The organism is Methylobacterium sp. WL119 (assembly GCF_008039875.1).
In the GTDB taxonomy this organism is placed as follows: Bacteria; Pseudomonadota; Alphaproteobacteria; order Rhizobiales; family Beijerinckiaceae; genus Methylobacterium.
In genome coordinates this window covers 61,349-77,636 of sequence record NZ_VRUU01000004.1, presented here as the reverse complement: position 1 = coordinate 77,636, position 16,288 = coordinate 61,349, and the positions used below count along the sequence as shown (strand labels likewise).

At 70.6% G+C, this 16,288-nt stretch carries 16 protein-coding genes; 11 read left to right on the top strand and 5 right to left on the bottom strand.

All coding sequences use genetic code 11. The annotated features are described in order from the left end of the window. The first annotated feature begins 108 nt into the window (after positions 1-108). The 5 genes from FV227_RS03420 to FV227_RS03400 all read left to right on the top strand — a co-directional run bounded on the left by FV227_RS03420 (position 109) and on the right by FV227_RS03400 (position 3,578). Positions 109-354, top strand: coding sequence for an AbrB/MazE/SpoVT family DNA-binding domain-containing protein (locus tag FV227_RS03420; protein ID WP_210246691.1), 246 nt, complete (start codon positions 109-111; stop codon positions 352-354). Further along, positions 338-694 (top strand): type II toxin-antitoxin system PemK/MazF family toxin, encoded by a 357-nt coding sequence (locus tag FV227_RS03415; RefSeq protein WP_147728174.1) that lies wholly within the window; start codon positions 338-340, stop codon positions 692-694. The genes FV227_RS03420 and FV227_RS03415 overlap by 17 nt, the downstream gene beginning before the upstream one ends. A 108-nt stretch (positions 695-802) precedes the next feature. Next, positions 803-1,786: an aliphatic sulfonate ABC transporter substrate-binding protein gene (locus FV227_RS03410; protein WP_147728173.1), complete on the top strand. Its 984-nt coding sequence runs from the start codon at positions 803-805 to the stop codon at positions 1,784-1,786. 225 nt (positions 1,787-2,011) lie between these two features. After that, positions 2,012-2,644: a LysE family translocator gene (locus FV227_RS03405; RefSeq protein ID WP_147728172.1), complete on the top strand. Its 633-nt coding sequence runs from the start codon at positions 2,012-2,014 to the stop codon at positions 2,642-2,644. A gap of 79 nt (positions 2,645-2,723) precedes the next feature. Further along, entirely contained in the window at positions 2,724-3,578 is an 855-nt protein-coding gene (locus tag FV227_RS03400) for an ABC transporter permease (RefSeq protein WP_147858283.1), read from the top strand. A gap of 66 nt (positions 3,579-3,644) precedes the next feature. On the opposite strand, the gene FV227_RS03395 is transcribed toward FV227_RS03400, so the two are convergent. Next, entirely contained in the window at positions 3,645-3,809 is a 165-nt protein-coding gene (locus FV227_RS03395; RefSeq protein ID WP_243933661.1) for a hypothetical protein, read from the bottom strand. Positions 3,810-4,257: 448 nt separating this feature from the next. Here FV227_RS03395 and FV227_RS03390 point away from each other — a divergent pair, with 448 nt between their 5' ends. From FV227_RS03390 to FV227_RS03365, 6 genes are all read left to right on the top strand, one after another. Then, the gene (locus FV227_RS03390; RefSeq protein ID WP_147726809.1) at positions 4,258-4,731 is read left to right on the top strand and encodes a formate dehydrogenase subunit gamma; all 474 of its coding nucleotides are present in this window, start codon (positions 4,258-4,260) and stop codon (positions 4,729-4,731) included. 8 nt (positions 4,732-4,739) lie between these two features. After that, complete coding sequence (locus FV227_RS03385; RefSeq protein ID WP_147858305.1) at positions 4,740-6,299, top strand: formate dehydrogenase beta subunit; 1,560 nt, start codon at positions 4,740-4,742, stop codon at positions 6,297-6,299. A 10-nt stretch (positions 6,300-6,309) separates the two neighbouring features. Further along, positions 6,310-9,171, top strand: coding sequence for a formate dehydrogenase subunit alpha (gene fdhF, locus FV227_RS03380; protein ID WP_147726811.1), 2,862 nt, complete (start codon positions 6,310-6,312; stop codon positions 9,169-9,171). Positions 9,172-9,259: 88 nt separating this feature from the next. Further along, positions 9,260-9,553, top strand: coding sequence for a formate dehydrogenase subunit delta (locus FV227_RS03375; protein ID WP_147726813.1), 294 nt, complete (start codon positions 9,260-9,262; stop codon positions 9,551-9,553). A gap of 142 nt (positions 9,554-9,695) precedes the next feature. Continuing rightward, positions 9,696-11,351, top strand: a complete 1,656-nt coding sequence (locus FV227_RS03370) for an OFA family MFS transporter (RefSeq protein ID WP_147726816.1) — start codon at positions 9,696-9,698, stop codon at positions 11,349-11,351. A 58-nt stretch (positions 11,352-11,409) separates the two neighbouring features. Beyond that, positions 11,410-12,312, top strand: coding sequence for a LysR family transcriptional regulator (locus FV227_RS03365; protein WP_147726817.1), 903 nt, complete (start codon positions 11,410-11,412; stop codon positions 12,310-12,312). Between the two features lie 84 nt (positions 12,313-12,396). Here the strand turns inward: FV227_RS03365 and rpmG are convergent, their stop codons facing one another. From rpmG to rnr, 4 genes are all read right to left on the bottom strand, one after another. Next, positions 12,397-12,564 (bottom strand): 50S ribosomal protein L33, encoded by a 168-nt coding sequence (rpmG, locus tag FV227_RS03360; protein WP_147726819.1) that lies wholly within the window; start codon positions 12,562-12,564, stop codon positions 12,397-12,399. A gap of 147 nt (positions 12,565-12,711) precedes the next feature. Continuing rightward, a complete protein-coding gene (locus FV227_RS03355) occupies positions 12,712-13,386 on the bottom strand; it encodes an NUDIX domain-containing protein (RefSeq protein WP_244033158.1) in 675 nt (224 codons plus the stop codon). 19 nt (positions 13,387-13,405) lie between these two features. Beyond that, positions 13,406-13,864: a DUF983 domain-containing protein gene (locus tag FV227_RS03350; RefSeq protein ID WP_246687865.1), complete on the bottom strand. Its 459-nt coding sequence runs from the start codon at positions 13,862-13,864 to the stop codon at positions 13,406-13,408. 27 nt (positions 13,865-13,891) lie between these two features. Further along, positions 13,892-16,228 carry a ribonuclease R gene (gene rnr / locus FV227_RS03345; RefSeq protein ID WP_147858282.1) on the bottom strand — a complete coding sequence of 779 codons (2,337 nt, stop codon included), beginning with the start codon at positions 16,226-16,228 and terminating at the stop codon, positions 13,892-13,894. Between the last annotated feature and the right edge of the window lie 60 nt (positions 16,229-16,288).

Below are 16,288 nucleotides of genomic sequence, written 5' to 3'. Positions count from 1 at the left end.
GCTTTGACGCGCCGTCCCGGGGATCGTATATACGAAGGCGATACGTTGATGCGAGCGCGGCACGGTGCCGTTCGAAGCTTGGTCACAGCCATGCCAGGAGAGGTGCGCGTGATCGTTCAGTTCTCCCGATGGGGCAACAGTCTCGCCCTCCGCATCCCGGCGCAGATCCTGCGAGACGTCGGCGCTGCTGAAGGCAGCACGGCCGAACTGAGTGTCGAGGAGGGGCGGATCGTCATCGCGCCGCGCGCAGAGCCGCCGCGCTACACCTTCGACGGCCTGCTTGCCGGCATCACCAAAGAGAACCTGCACGACGACCAGTTCGAGGGGCGGACGGTCGGTGACGAGATCTGGTGAGCCGCCCTATTGCCCTGATCTCGGCGACCTGATCTTCCTCGAGTTCAGTCCGCATCTTGGGACCGAGCAGGGCTTCACCCGGCCCGGGCTCGTCCTCACGCCGCGGTCCTACAACGGCCTCGTCGGGCGCTGCTTCGCGTGTCCGGTCACCAGCCGCGGACGTGGCTACCCTTACGAGGTGGCCCTGCCGTCCGGGCTGAAGATCCACGGCTTCGTCCTTGCGGACCAGGGCAAGCCGCTCGCCTGGGCCGAGCGCTACGCGCGCTTCGTCGACGTCGCGCCGGCGGCCGTGATCGATGACGTGAAGGCGAAGATCGCGGCGTTCCTGCAACTCGGTTGATGCCGATCATCCACGGCTGTGCGTCCTATATTGCGGAATTGTCGTTTGACATAAAGAACGCACCGGCCTAGCTCGGATCAAACGCCCGATCCGAAAAGGACTGTCCTCATGCGCCTTGCCCGCCGCGCGCTTCTCGGTGCCGCCCTCGCGCTCGCTCTCCCGGTCGCCCTGCCCGCCGCCTTGTCCGCGCCCGCCGGCGCCGCCGAGGTCAAGGAGGTCCGCCTCGACTGGGCGACCTACAACCCGGTCGGGCTGGTCCTGAAGGACAAGGGGTTTTTGGAGGAAGCGCTGAAGCCGAGGGGCATCACCGTGCGCTGGGTCCAGTCGCTCGGCTCCAACAAGGCGCTCGAATTCCTCAATGCCGGCGCGATCGACTTCGGCTCCTCGGCCGGCGCCGCCGCCCTCGTGGCGCGCATCAACGGCAACCCGATCAAGGCGGTCTACGCCTACTCGCGGCCGGAATGGACCGCGCTCGTCACCCGCAAGGACAGCGGCATCGCGCGGGTCGCCGACCTCAAGGGCAAGCGCATCGCGGTGACCCGCGGCACCGACCCGCACATCTTCCTGATCCGCGCCCTCCAGGGCGCGGGCCTGACCGAGCGCGACGCCAAGCTCGTCCTGCTCCAGCACGCCGACGGCCGCACGGCGCTCGACCGCGGCGACGTCGACGCCTGGGCCGGCCTCGACCCGATGATGGCCGCGGCCGAGATCGAGAACGACGACGTGCTGTTCTTCCGCGACGCGAGCGCCAACACCTGGGGCCTGCTCGACGTGCGCGAGGCGTTCGCCCAGGAGAACCCCGAGCTCGTCCGCACCGTGATCGCCGCCTACGAGCGGGCGCGGCTGTTCGCGATCCAGAACCCGGACGCGCTGAAGGCGGCCCTGGTCGCCGCCACGAAGCTGCCCGAGCCGGTGATCGCCCGGCAGGTCGCCCGCACCGACCTCTCCGAGCCGGCGGTCGGCAAGGCCCAGGCGGCCTCGATCCAGGCGGCCGGCCTCGCCCTGCAGCAGGCCGGCATCATCCCCGCCGGCACCGACGTCCCCGCCGCCGTCGACGGGCTGATCGACACGCGCTTCAACCCGGCGCGGTAGGCGAGGGCGTATCGAGCCCCGCTCGCATCGTTCGTCGCAGAGCCGTATCGTCCGCGCGATCCGCAGCGCGGCTCCTTCTCCCAGGGGGAGAAGGGTGGGATGAGGGGCGTGCCTCAGACGGAAAGGTCACACCCCTCACCCTGTCCCTCTCCCCCTGGGAGAGGGGGGCCGCGCCGCGATATGCCCACGGTTCGGTCGACGCACACAGCAGGAGCGACCGGAGGCATGCCCGAGATCACGAACCTCCTCGCCTTCGCGCTGGTCTCCCTCGGCATGGTGCTGACGCCGGGGCCGAACATGGTCTACCTGGTCTCGCGCTCGCTCTCGCAGGGGGCGGGCGCCGGGCTGGTCTCGCTCGGCGGGGTCGCGGCGGGGTATCTCGTCTACATGCTGGCGGCGGCCTTCGGCATCACCGCGCTGCTGCTCGCCGTGCCCTTCGCCTACGACGCCCTGCGCCTTTCCGGCGCGCTCTACCTGCTGTGGCTGGCCTGGCAGGCGGTGCGGCCGGGCGGGCGCTCGCCGTTCCAGCCGCGGATGCTGCCGCCCGACGGGCCGCGGCGGCTGTTCGCGATGGGGTTCCTGACGAACCTCCTCAACCCGAAGATCGCGGTGATGTACCTGTCGCTGCTGCCGCAGTTCATCACGCCGGGGCACGGCAGCGTGCTGGTGCAATCGCTGGTGCTGGGGTCGGTGCAGACCGGGATCAGCGTCGGCGTGAACGCGCTGCTCGCCGTCACCGCCGGGTCGGTGGCCGGCTTCCTCGGCGGGCGCCCGGCCTGGATGGTGGCGCAGCGCTGGCTGATGGGCACCGTGCTCGCCGGCCTCGCGGTGCGGATGGCGACCGAGGCGCGGCGCTGAGCCCGCGGCGGTGCTATAGGGCCGCCGACCCTCCAGCTCCCGACGGTCCGATGCCACACCTTTCCGAGCTCTACGCCCGATGACCGGACCCGCGGCCGCTCCGGCGGCGAACGCCGCTTCCAACCTCGCGCCAAGCGCCGCCCCACGGGCCGGACGCGCGGTCTCCCCGCGCTTGGGCCGGGCCGGCCTCGGCCTCCTGCTTCCGCTGGCGCTGGCTCTGGGCTGGGAGGCGGCGGTCCGTGCCGGCCTGGCGCAGGGGCGGCTGCTGCCGCCGCCGAGCCGAATCGCGGCGACGCTGTGGGAGCTCGCCCGCTCGGGCGACCTGTGGATGCACGTCTCCGCGACGCTGGTGCGCGTCGGCCTCGGCTTCGCGCTCGGCGCGGCGGCGGGGATCGTCGCGGGCGCGCTGACCGCGACCCTGCCGGACCTGCGCCGGCTCGTCGACCCGAGCCTGCAGGCGTTGCGCGCGGTGCCGTCGCTCGCCTGGGTGCCGCTGTTCATCCTGTGGTTCGGCATCCTCGAGACGCCGAAGGTGATGCTGATCGCGGTCGGGGTGTTCTTCCCCGTCTATGTCGGGGTCGCGGGCGCCATCGCCTCGGTCGACCGCAAGCTCGTCGAGGTCGGGCGGATCTTCCGGCTGTCGCGGGCGGCGCAGGTGCGGCGCATCCTGCTGCCCGCGGTGCTGCCGGCCACCGTCACGGCCTTGCGCACCGGCCTCGGGCTCGGCTTCCTGTTCGTGGTCGCGGCCGAGCTGATGGGGGCGTCCGAAGGTCTCGGCTACCTGCTGATCGACGGCCAGCAATTCTCCAAGCCCGAGCAGATCCTCGCCGCGATCATCGCCTTCGCGGTGGCGGGCAAGCTCGCCGACGCTTTGCTGGTCGCGCTCACGACCCCGCTGGTGCGCTGGCAGGACACGGCGCGGGACGCGCTCTGATCACGATCGCCGCGGGACGCGCTCCGACGGAAGACGCGTCGGGTTGCGCGCTCGGGGCGCGTCGCCTCAGTCCTGGTCGGGCTCGTCGGTCTCGGCCCGGTCGCGATCGTGGACCGGGCGCGGGTGCGCCGTCACCGGCGGGAACAGCTCGGCGAGCCCGGCGGCCACCCCGTAGAGCACCGGATCGGACCCGGGCCCGGAATGCGGCGGGTGGAGATCGCTCTTGACCATGGAATTCGTCACCTTCGGCGCCCTATTCATCCCGTTGCCAGCGCCGTCGTAAGCCTGACGGACAGCTCCAAGACTGCCCTTAGGGCTTGTCAAGTCGTGCTTTGGTCCAGGGTTTCATGCCGGCGAAAAGAAAGTTTCGGTGTGCCCGTCGATGGTTGCAGACGAACGTGGGCCGAACCATCCGAGGGTTGAGGCCGGAATGCGAACCGGTAGTTTATTGCACGGCAGCATGACGTGCGCTCCGACGCTCCGTTCTGTTGCGGTGCAGCATGACAAATCGGACGTGTTGAAAATGCCGCGCTCGCGGGTTCGTCCGTAGGGAAGCAGAGGGCCGGACCCTCGATTTCGACAGAAGACCTTTGTCGAGCGACCGATCTGCACGATTGAATGCAATCGGCATTTCTGTTCCAGTCGCCACTTAGAACGGGAACAATCTGGGCAGGAAATCATGCCGCGTTTCGAGCCCTGGGATGCGCAGCGCGCTTCCGGGATCATCGCCGAGCACCGTCACCTGGAAGGCGCCACCCTTCCGATCCTGCACGCGCTGCAGGAGACCTTCGGCTACGTCGATGCCGGCGCGGTGCCGCTGATCGCCGATGCGCTCAACCTGTCGCGGGCCGAGGTCCACGGCTGCATCACCTTCTACCACGACTTCCGCGCCCACCCGACCGGCCGGCACGCGGTGAAGCTGTGCCGCGCCGAGGCCTGCCAGGCCATGGGCTCGGACCGGCTGCACGCCGAGATCCTGTCGCGCCTCGGCACCGGCTGGCACGGCACCACCGCCGACGGGAACGCGACGGTCGAGCCGGTCTACTGCCTCGGCCTGTGCTCCAACGCCCCGGCGGCGCTGGTGGACGGCGAGCCGATCGCACGCCTCACCGCCGACAGCCTCGACGCGGCCCTCAGCGAGGCGCGCGCATGAGCACCCCCATGAGCATCACCCTCTACGTCCCCCGCGACGCCGTGGCCCTCGGCCTCGGCGCCAACCGCGTCGCCCGCGCGCTGTTCTCCGGCGCCGAGCGCCGCGGCCTCGACGTGTCGATCGTCCGCACCGGCTCGCGCGGCCTGTTCTGGCTCGAGCCGATGATCGAGGTCGCGACCCCCGAGGGCCGCGTCGCCTACGGCCCGGTGACGCCCGCCGACGTCGACGCGCTCCTCGATGCCGGCCTGGCGGAGGGCGGCGACCACCCGCTCCGCCTCGGCGACCCGGAGGCGATCCCGTTCCTCGCCCGCCAGCAGCGGCTCACCTTCCACCGCTGCGGCGTGATCGATCCGGTCTCGGTCGACGACTACAAGGCCCATGGCGGCTATCGCGGCCTCGAGGCCGCGTTGCGGCTCGGCCCCGAGGGCACCGTCGGCGAGGTCCGCGAATCCGGCCTGCGCGGCCGCGGCGGCGCCGGCTTTCCCGCCGGCATCAAGTGGAACACGGTGATGCTGGCGCAGTCGCACCAGAAATACGTGGTCTGCAACGCCGACGAGGGCGATTCCGGCACCTTCGCCGACCGGATGATGATGGAGGGCGACCCCTTCAACCTCATCGAGGGCATGACCATCGCTGCCGTCGCCGTCGGCGCGACGCGGGGCTACATCTACCTGCGCTCCGAGTACCCGCAGGCCTTCGCGACGCTGAAAGAGGCCATCGCCAACGGCATCGCGGCGGGCGTCCTCGGCGACGACGTGATGGGCTCGGGCAAGAGCTTCCACCTCGAGGTGCGGCTCGGCGCCGGCGCCTACATCTGCGGCGAGGAGACCTCGCTGCTGGAGAGCCTCGAGGGCAAGCGCGGCATCGTCCGCGCCAAGCCGCCGATCCCGGCGCTGAAGGGCTTCCTCGGCCAGCCGACGCTCGTCAACAACGTGATGACCTTCACGGCGACGCCCTGGATCCTGGAGCACGGCGCCAAGGCCTACGCCGATTACGGCATGGGCCGCTCGCTCGGCACCCTGCCGATCCAGCTCGCCGGCAACGTGAAGCACGGCGGCCTGATCGAGACCGCCTTCGGCATCACGCTGCGCGAGGTGATCGAGGGCTACGGCGGCGGCACCTTCTCCGGCCGCCCGGTCCGCGCGGTGCAGGTCGGCGGCCCGCTCGGGGCCTACTTCCCCGATCATCTGCTCGACACGCCCCTCGATTACGAGGCGATGGCAGCCAACAAGGGTCTCGTCGGCCACGGCGGCATCGTCGTGTTCGACGACACCGTCGATATGGCGAAGCAGGCCCGCTTCGCCTTCGAGTTCTGCGCCACGGAATCCTGCGGCAAGTGCACCCCGTGCCGCATCGGCGCGACCCGCGGCGTCGAGACGATGGACAAGGTCATCGCCGGGATCAGCCCGGAGAAGAACCTCACCGTCATCGCCGACCTCTGTGAGGTCATGACCGACGGTTCGCTCTGCGCCATGGGCGGGCTCACGCCGATGCCCGTGATGAGCGCGATCACCCATTTCCCCGAAGACTTTTCGCGCGCGGGCGACCTGCCCGTCGCGGCGGAGTAGGGAGGCGTCCATGGCCCTCATCAAAGAGATCGACTACGGCACCCCGATCCGCGTCAGCGATCAGACGGTGACGCTGAGCATCGACGGCATGGACGTCACCGTCCCGGCCGGAACGTCGGTGATGGCCGCCGCGATGACGGCGGGCACGCAGATCCCCAAGCTGTGCGCGACGGATTCGCTGGAGCCGTTCGGCTCCTGCCGCCTCTGCCTCGTGGAGATCGAGGGGCGGCGCGGCACGCCGGCCTCCTGCACCACGCCGGCCGAGAACGGCATGGTGGTGCGGACGCAGACCGACAAGCTCGCCAAGCTCCGCAAGGGCGTGATGGAGCTCTACATCTCCGACCACCCGCTGACCTGCCTGACCTGCGCGGCCAACGGCGACTGCGAGCTGCAGGACATGGCCGGGATCGTGGGCCTGCGCGACGTGCGCTACGGCTACGACGGCGACAACCACGTCGTGCCCACCGCCGAGAAGTACCTGCCGAAGGACGAGTCGAACCCGTACTTCACCTACGATCCGTCGAAGTGCATCGTCTGCAACCGCTGCGTCCGCGCCTGCGAGGAGGTGCAGGGCACCTTCGCGCTCACCATCGAGGGCCGCGGCTTCGACAGCCGCGTGGCGGCCGGCAACACCAACTTCATGGAATCCGAGTGCGTGTCCTGCGGCGCCTGCGTGCAGGCCTGCCCGACCGCGACGCTCCAGGAGAAGTCGATCCACGAGCACGGCCAGCCCGAGCATTCGGAGGTCACGACCTGCGCCTATTGCGGCGTCGGCTGCTCGTTCAAGGCGGAGATGCAGGGCACCAAGATCATCCGCATGGTGCCCTACAAGGGCGGCAAGGCCAACGAGGGCCACAGCTGCGTCAAGGGCCGCTTCGCCTACGGCTACGCCACCCACAAGGACCGCATCACCAAGCCGATGATCCGCGAGAAGATCACGGATCCGTGGCGCGAGGTGTCGTGGGAGGAGGCGATCGGCCGCGCGGCCTCCGAGTTCAAGCGCATCCAGGCGACCTACGGCCGGGACTCGGTCGGCGGCATCACCTCGTCGCGCTGCACCAACGAGGAGGCCTACCTCGTCCAGAAGCTGGTGCGCGCCGCCTTCGGCAACAACAACGTCGACACCTGCGCCCGCGTCTGCCACTCGCCGACCGGCTACGGCCTGATGTCGACGCTCGGCACCTCGGCCGGCACGCAGGACTTCAAGTCGGTCGAGCAGTCCGACGTGATCCTGGTGATCGGCGCCAACCCGACCGACGGCCACCCGGTCTTCGGCTCGCGGATGAAGCGGCGCCTGCGCCAGGGCGCCAAGCTCATCGTCGCCGATCCGCGCAAGATCGACCTGGTGAAGTCGCCCCACATCAAGGCGACGCACCACCTGCCGCTGAAGCCCGGCTCCAACGTCGCCTTCATCAACTCGATGGCGCACGTGATCGTCACCGAGGGGCTGATCGACGAGGCCTACGTGCGCGAGCGCTGCGACCTCGCCGAGTTCGAGTCCTGGGCCCGCTTCATCGCCGACGAGCGCCACTCGCCGGAGGCGCAGGCGCAATACACCGGCATCGACCCCGTTGAGCTCCGCGCCGCCGCCCGGCTCTACGCCACCGGCGGCAACGCCGGCATCTACTACGGCCTCGGCGTCACCGAGCACAGCCAGGGCTCGACCATGGTGATGGGCATGGCCAACATCGCCATGGCCACCGGCAACATCGGCAAGCTCGGCGCCGGCGTGAACCCGCTGCGCGGCCAGAACAACGTCCAGGGCTCCTGCGACATGGGCTCGTTCCCGCACGAGCTGCCGGGCTACCGCCACGTCTCGGACGACGCCACCCGCGAGAGCTTCGAGGCGCTCTGGGGGGCCAAGCTCGACAACGCGCCGGGCCTGCGCATCACCAACATGCTCGACGAGGCCGTCGATGGCGCCTTCAAGGGCATGTACATCCAGGGCGAGGACATCGCCCAGTCGGACCCGGACACCCACCACGTCACGTCCGGCCTGATGGCGATGGAGTGCATCGTCATCCAGGACCTGTTCCTGAACGAGACCGCCAAGTACGCCCACGTCTTCCTGCCGGGCGCCTCGTTCCTGGAGAAGGACGGCACCTTCACCAACGCCGAGCGCCGGATCTCGCGCGTGCGCAAGGTGATGCCGCCGATGGGCGGCTACGGCGACTGGGAGGGCACGATCCTGCTCTCCAAGGCGCTGGGCTACGAGATGGACTACAGCCATCCGTCGGAGATCATGGACGAGATCGCGGCGCTGACGCCGAGCTTCGCCGGCGTCTCCTTCGCCAAGCTCGATGAGCTCGGCTCGGTGCAGTGGCCCTGCAACGACAAGGCGCCGATGGGCACGCCGATGATGCACGTCGACCGGTTCGTGCGCGGCCTCGGCCGGTTCATGATCACCGAGTTCGTGGCCACCGAGGAGCGCACGGGGGCGAAGTTCCCGCTCATCCTCACCACCGGCCGGATCCTGTCGCAGTACAATGTCGGCGCGCAGACCCGGCGCACCGAGAACTCGCGCTGGCACGAGGAGGACGTGCTGGAGATCCACCCGTTCGACGCCGAGGTCCGCGGCGTGGTCGACGGCGACCTGGTCTCGCTGGAGAGCCGGTCGGGCGACATCGCGCTCAAGGCGCGTATCACCGAGCGGATGCAGCCGGGCGTGGTCTACACCACCTTCCATCACGCCAAGACCGGCGCGAACGTCATCACGACGGACTTCTCGGACTGGGCGACCAACTGCCCCGAGTACAAGGTCACGGCGGTGCAGGTCCGGCGCACCAACCGCCCGTCGGACTGGCAGGCGAAGTTCTACGAGGAGGACTTCTCGCTCACCCGCATCGCGCAGCAGCTCGACGCGGCGGAGTAGCGGCAGGCTCTTCCCTCCCCCCTCTGCGGGGGGAGGGACACGCGCTGCTCGCGCATCGTTCGGCAACGCAGGCAAGCAAAGGTTTTCGATGAGCGCGCTGACGAGCGACGAGAAGCTGGTGCGAATGGCCAACCAGATCGCGTCCTTCTTCCGGTCCTACCCGGACGACGAGGCGGTGACCGGCATCCACAAGCACGTGGTCGCGTTCTGGACCCCGAAGATGCTCGCGAGCCTCGAGGCCTGCCTGCCGGCGATGGGCGAGCGGGTCGACCCGCTCGTGGTCCGCGCGATGCGCGAGGGCCGGACCGAGGCCGAGAGCCCGGTGCGGTCCGCCACCCGCGATCCGCAGAAGCTCGGCGAAGGTGCGAGCGACGCCGGTTGACGCCGGCGCGGTTTTGTCACGATCGGACGGATGAAACGTCCGACTCGTCGACATCCGCGGATAGTCGCGCTTGAATTCAATCCTTAGAATTCACCTCGATTGACGGCCCGCTCAACAGGGCCGCTTCGGGGGAACTTCACCGATGACCGCACGGACCGCCGACGTCACCTTGCTGCGCGAGCGGCCGACATCCTGGTTGTCGCGCGAATACATCGTCGCGAAACCCGGGTTTAACCGCTGGCTCGTGCCGCCGGCGGCCCTGGCGATCCACCTCTGCATCGGCATGGCCTACGGCTTCTCGGTGTTCTGGCTGCCGCTCTCGCGCGCCCTCGGCATCACCGCGTCGAAGGCCTGCCCGGACATGTCGCTGGCGACCGCGCTGGTGACCACCACCTGCGATTGGCGGGTGGCCGATCTCGGCTGGATGTACACCCTGTTCTTCGTCTTCCTCGGGGCCTCGGCCGCGGTGTTTGGCGGCTGGCTCGAGCGGGCGGGGCCGCGCAAGGCCGGCATCGCCGCGGCTTTGTGCTGGTGCGGCGGCATGGCGATCTCGGCGCTGGGCATCGTCACCCATCAGCTCTGGATGATGTGGCTCGGCTCGGGCGTGATCGGCGGCATCGGCCTCGGGCTCGGCTACATCTCGCCGGTCTCGACCCTGATCAAGTGGTTCCCGGACCGGCGCGGCATGGCCACCGGCATGGCGATCATGGGGTTCGGCGGCGGCGCGCTGATCGGCTCGCCGCTGGCGGCGATGCTGATGGACGCGTTCAAGTCGCCGACCTCGGTCGGCGTGTGGCAGACCTTCCTGGTGATGGCCGCCGGCTACTTCGTGTTCATGATGGCCGGCGCGCTCGGCTACCGCGTGCCGCCGGCCGGCTGGAAGCCCGAGGGCTGGAGCCCGGCGCCGGCCAAGGCGGGGATGATCACCAACGGCCAGGTCCACCTCGACGACGCGCACAAGACCGCGCAGTTCTGGCTGATCTGGGCGGTGCTGTGCCTCAACGTCTCGGCCGGGATCGGCGTCATCGGCATCGCCTCGCCGATGCTGCAGGAGATCTTCGGCGGCCGCCTCGTCGGCGCGCCGGATGTCGGCTTTTCCGCCCTCGAGGCCGGCCAGAAGGCGCAGGTCGCCGCGATCGCGGCGGGCTTCGTCGGGCTGCTGTCGCTGTTCAACATCGGCGGCCGCTTCTTCTGGGCCTCGATGTCGGACAAGCTCGGGCGCAAGACCACCTACGCGATCTTCTTCGCGCTCGGCATCGCGCTCTATGCCGGTGCGCCGTCCTTCGCCGCCGCAGGCTCGCAGGCGCTGTTCGTGCTCGCGTTCTGCGTCATCCTGTCGATGTACGGCGGCGGCTTCGCCACGGTGCCGGCCTATCTCGCCGACATCTTCGGCACGCAGTTCGTCGGCGCGATCCACGGGCGGCTGCTCACCGCGTGGTCGACGGCCGGCATCGTCGGGCCGGTGGTGGTCAACTACATCCGCCAGGCGCAGGTCGATGCCGGCGTCGCCGGCTCGCGCCTCTACGACGGCACCATGTACATCCTCGCCGGCATGCTGGCGCTCGGCTTCGTCGCCAACCTGCTGGTGCGCCCGCTCAAGGCCAAGTGGTTCATGTCGGACGCCGACGTGGCGGCGCTGAACAGCCGGGGCGCGGCGGGGACGATCCCCTCGGGCTCCTTCGGCATCGGCCGCGGCGGCTTCGGCCTGGCGGCGCTCGCCGCCTGGGCCGTCGTCGGCATCCCGATCGCCTGGGGCGTGTGGACGACGCTGGCCAAGGCGCTGATCCTGTTCCGCTGAGCGGGCGCGGTCGGCCGAATGGGTATAGCCTTCCCGGCACGCCGCCGGGGAGGGTGCCATGATCGACAAGCTCGACTTCCTGCTCGCGCTCTCGCGGGAGCAGCATTTCGGGCGCGCCGCCGAGACCTGCGGCGTCACCCAGCAGACCCTGTCGGCGGGGGTGAAGCAGCTCGAGAACCGCTTCGGGGTGCAGCTGGTGCGGCGCGGCTCGCGCTTCCAGGGCTTCACCCCGGAGGGCGAGCGCGTGCTCGAATGGGGCCGGCGCATCGTCGCCGACAGCCGCGCCATGCACGAGGACGTGGCGGGCCTGCGCCGCGGCCTCACCGGGCACCTGCGCATCGCCGCGATCCCGACCGCGTTGCCGATGGTGGCCAACCTCACCACGCCCTACCGCGAGAAGCACCCCGACGTGCGGCTGACGGTGGAATCGACCACCTCGGCCGACATCTTCTCGTTGATCGAGAACCTGGAGGCCGATGCCGGCCTGACCTACCTCGACAACGAGCCGCTCGGCCGGGTGATCTCGGTGCCGCTCTACCGCGAGCGCTACCGGCTGCTGACCGCGGAAGGCGGCGCCTTCGACGCACGCGCCTCGGTGACCTGGGCCGAGATCGGCCGCCTGCCGCTGTGCCTGCTCACGCCGAACATGCAGAACCGGCGCATCATCGACCAGCAGATCCGCGACGCGGGCGGCGAGCCCTCGGCCTCGCTCGAATCGAACTCGATGATCGTGCTGATGACCCATGTCCGCACGCTCAAGTGGGCGAGCGTGATGCCGGCGATCCTCGCCGACGCCCTCGGGCCGATGGTCGGCGTGCGCGCGATCCCGATCGTCGCGCCGGAGCTGGAGCACACGATCGGCCTGGTGGCGCCGCGGCGCGAGCCCTCCACCCCGATGATCACGGCGCTGGTCGCCATCGCGCGGACATTGGCGAAGACGCTCGACGCGCCGGACCTGTAGGAGCGCCGCACCGGCGTGCACGAAAAAGGCCGCCCCGGTCGGGGGCGGCCTCGTCGTCCGATCCGGGCTGCCGGACCGAAACGCTTACTTGATCTTCGATTCCTTGAAGTCGACGTGCTTGCGCACGACCGGGTCGTACTTGCGCTGCGTCAGCTTCTCGGTCTGCGTGCGGGAGTTCTTCTTGGTGACGTAGAAGTAGCCCGTGTCGGCGGTGGAGACGAGCTTGATCTTGACGGTGACGGCCTTGGCCATGGCGGGCGCTCCTGGGGCTTCGCGGCATTCCGCAAGCGCGAAACGCAAAAGGGCCGGGCGTGGCCGGCCGAATACCGGCGGGTGAATGCCCGATCGGGCCGGGGCCGTCAAGGTGGGGACCCGCTCGGGCGCCCCGCGGCCCGAGCCCTACAGCACCGTGCGCTCGCGCCGGCCGCGGCGCTCGGCGTGGAACGGGATCGGGCGGTAGGGCGCGAAGTCGACCGCGACCTGGGCTTCCAGCTCGTCGAGGATCATGCCTGTGATGGTCGGCAGGTCGAGCTTGCGCGCGGCGGCGAAGGTGAACCACGCGAGCTCGGTGAGTTCCGACGCCTCCGAGACCCGGCCCGGCTCCTCGGCGGCGATGGCGCGGCGGTCGACCGTGAAGAAGCGGGTGTCGAAGCGGCGCACGCGCTTCGGCGGCGTGATCGCGCGGGCGACGAAGTGCAGCGCCTCGAGGTCCGGCAGCACGCCGTGGGCGGCGAAGGCCTCCCAGCCGGCCGGCACCTCCTCCGGCGGCCCGTATTCGCGGGTGCCGACGAGCAGGCCGGTCTCCTCGAAGGTCTCGCGGATGGCGGCGAGCGCCAGCGCGCGGCCGAGATGGTGGGGCGGGCGCACCACCTGCCGGGTCAGCGCGGCCTCGGCGTAGTCGGGCAGCGCGCCGGCCACCGGCATGCGCCTGTCGCTCGCCTCGATCCGCCCGCCGGGAAACACGAACTTGCCCGGCATGAAGGCGAGGCCGGCGTTGCGCCGCCCCATCAGCACCTTCGGCCCGCTGCTGCGGCGGTCGAGCACGATCAGCGTCGCGGCGTCGCGCGGGCGCAAGGCCGCGGACGGTTTCGGCTTAGGGCCGGAGGGGGGACGCGCCGTCGAGGCCGGGTCGGTCAAGGTGCGCGTCCTCCGGCCCCGCGTCGGGCTTAGCTCCCGGTAGCGTGGCGAAGCCGTGCATGCCAAGCGCGTATTGCAGCCCGACCACCGCGCCCTTCACCGGCTGGAGCAGCCCGAGCGCCAGCGCCAGCGTCACCACCGGCCAGACGCTGAGCGAGACCCAGAGCGGCACGTCGTAGTTCAGCTCCGATTCGAGGATCAGGTAGCCGATCACGTGGGCGACCACGAAGATCACCAGGTAGGGCGGCAGGTCGTCGGCGCGGTGATGGTGCAGCTCGAGCCCGCACGCGTCGCATTCGGGCCGGACCTTGAGGTAGCGCCCGAAGATCCGGCCCTCCCCGCAATGCGGGCAGCGGCCGACGAAGCCCTGCGCCATCGAGCGGACCAGGCCGGTACGGGTGGGGGGCTCGCGCATCATGCCGTCACCATACACCCTGCCGCCTCATCGGCGCGAGCCGCGGTGACGCGTGCCCGCGTTGCGGATGCCGGCGGGGCGGCCGCTCGGGGCGGCCTTGAAGGCGCGGTCGCCGGGCGCCTGGGTGCCGGAGGCCTTGGTTCCCGCCCGGGTGCGCCCTTCCGACAAAAGGTCGAAGCGCAGCGCGCCGGCGACGGGGGCGGCCTCGACGAGCTTCACCTCGACCTTGTCGCCCAGCCGGAAGGTCTCGCCGGTGCGCTCGCCGACCAGCGCGTGGCGGCCCTCCTCGTGGCGGAAGTAGTCGGCGCCCAGCGTCGAGATCGGCACGAAGCCGTCCGCGCCGGTATCGGCCAGCTTGATGAACAGCCCGGCCCGCGTCACGCCGGCGATCTGGCCGTGGAAGGTCGCGCCGACCCGGTCGGCGAGGTGGTGGGCGATCAGCCGGTCGATGGTCTCGCGCTCGGCCGCCATGGCCCGGCGCTCGGCCGCCGAGATCTGCTCACCGACCTGCGCGAGGTCGGCGGCCGTCACGTCCGGCGAGAGCCCGTCCGAGCCCATGCGCCCGGCAGCGATCAGCGCCCGGTGGACGATGAGGTCGGCGTAGCGCCGGATCGGCGAGGTGAAGTGGGCGTAGCGGCGCAGGTTCAGCCCGAAATGCCCGAGATTCTCCGAGCCGTAGACGGCCTGGGCCTGGCTGCGCAGCACCACCTCGTTGATGAACAGCGCGTGCTCGGTCTCGGCCACCGCCGCGAGGATGCGGTTGAACAGGGCCGGCCGGAGCGCGCCCTCCTTCGGCAGCTTGACGCCGACCGAGGCGAGCACCTCGCCGAGCGCGCGCATCTTCTCGATCGCCGGCTCGTCGTGCACCCGGTAGATCAGCGCCTGGCGCGCGCCCTCGAGCGTCTCGGCCGCCGCGACGTTGGCCTGGATCATGAACTCCTCGATCAGCCGGTGCGCGTCGAGGCGCTCCGGCACGATCACCCGGTCGACCGCGCCGTCCGGGGTCAGCAGCACCTTGCGCTCCGGCAGGTCGAGCGCCAGCGGGCCGCGCCGGTCGCGCGCCTCGCGGAGCGCCGCGTAGGCGGCCCAGAGCGGGCGGAGCGCCGTGTCGAGCAGCGCATTCGCGGCGTCGTCGCCGTGCCCGTCGATGGCGGCCTGCGCCTGGGCGTAGGAGAGCTTGGCGCGCGAGCGCATCATCACCCGGTGGAACGTGTGCTTGCGCTTCGTCCCGTCGGCGGCGACCACCATCCGCACCGCCAGCGCCGGGCGGTCCTCGCCCTCGCGGAGCGAGCACAGGTCGTTGGAGATACGCTCGGGCAGCATCGGCACGACCCGGTCGGGGAAGTAGACCGAGTTGCCGCGCTCCAGCGCCTCGCGGTCGAGGGCCGAGCCGGGGCGGACGTAGGCCGCGACGTCGGCGATCGCCACGGTGACGACGAAGCCGCCGGGGTTGCCGGCGTCGTCGTCGGCTTGCGCCATCACCGCGTCGTCGTGGTCCTTGGCGTCGGGCGGATCGATGGTCAGCAGCGGGCGGTCGCGCCAATCCTCGCGGCCCTTCATCGTGGCGGGCTTGGCCGCGTCGGCCTCGGCCAGCGTCGCCTCCGCGAACACGTGCGGGATGTGGTGGAGGTGCAGCGCGATCAGGCTCACCGCCTTTTCGGAACCGAGCGAGCCGAGGCGCTCGCGCACCCGGCCGCGCGGCAGCCCGAAGCGGGTCTCGCGCTCCAGCGTGACGCTGACGAGGTCGCCCTCGCGGGCCTCGCCCTCCTCGCCGGGCGGGATCAGGATCTCGCGGCCCTGCGAGCGCTTCTCCACCGGCACGATGCGGCCACCTTGGGCGCCCTCGCGGAACACGCCGATGATCTCGGCCTTGTTCTTTCCGATCACCTTGACGACGCGGCCGGTGTAGCGCCCGTCGGCGCCGTCGGGCTCGACCCTGAGCAGGGCGCGGTCGCCGATGCCGGCGGTCAGGCCCCGCGGCTTGCGGCCGCCGCGCGGCGCGTGGAGCACGATGGTCGGCGGCTTGCCCGTCCCGTCGCCCGTCCCATCGCCCTTGCCGGCATCCCACTCGGCGGGAAACGCCAGGAAGTCGCCGTTGCGGTCGCGCGAGCGGATGTCGGCCAGCACCACCGGCGGCAGGCGCCCGGCCTTCGACAGGCCGCCGCGCCCGCGGGCGATGTCGCCGTCCTCCTCGATCTCCTTGAGGATGCGCTTCAAGCCGATCTTGTCGGCGCCCTTGATGCCGAAGGCCTGCGCGATCTCGCGCTTGCCGACCGTGTCGGTCGCCTGCGCGATGAAGGCGACGATCTGCTCGCGCGAGGGGAGGGACGGCTCCCCCGCCTGGGTGTTGATGCGTTTGGCCAAAGGCTGTTCAGCTCGCTCGCGCCGCGCGCGGCGACGGTTCTGTTCGGGGATCGCGATCGA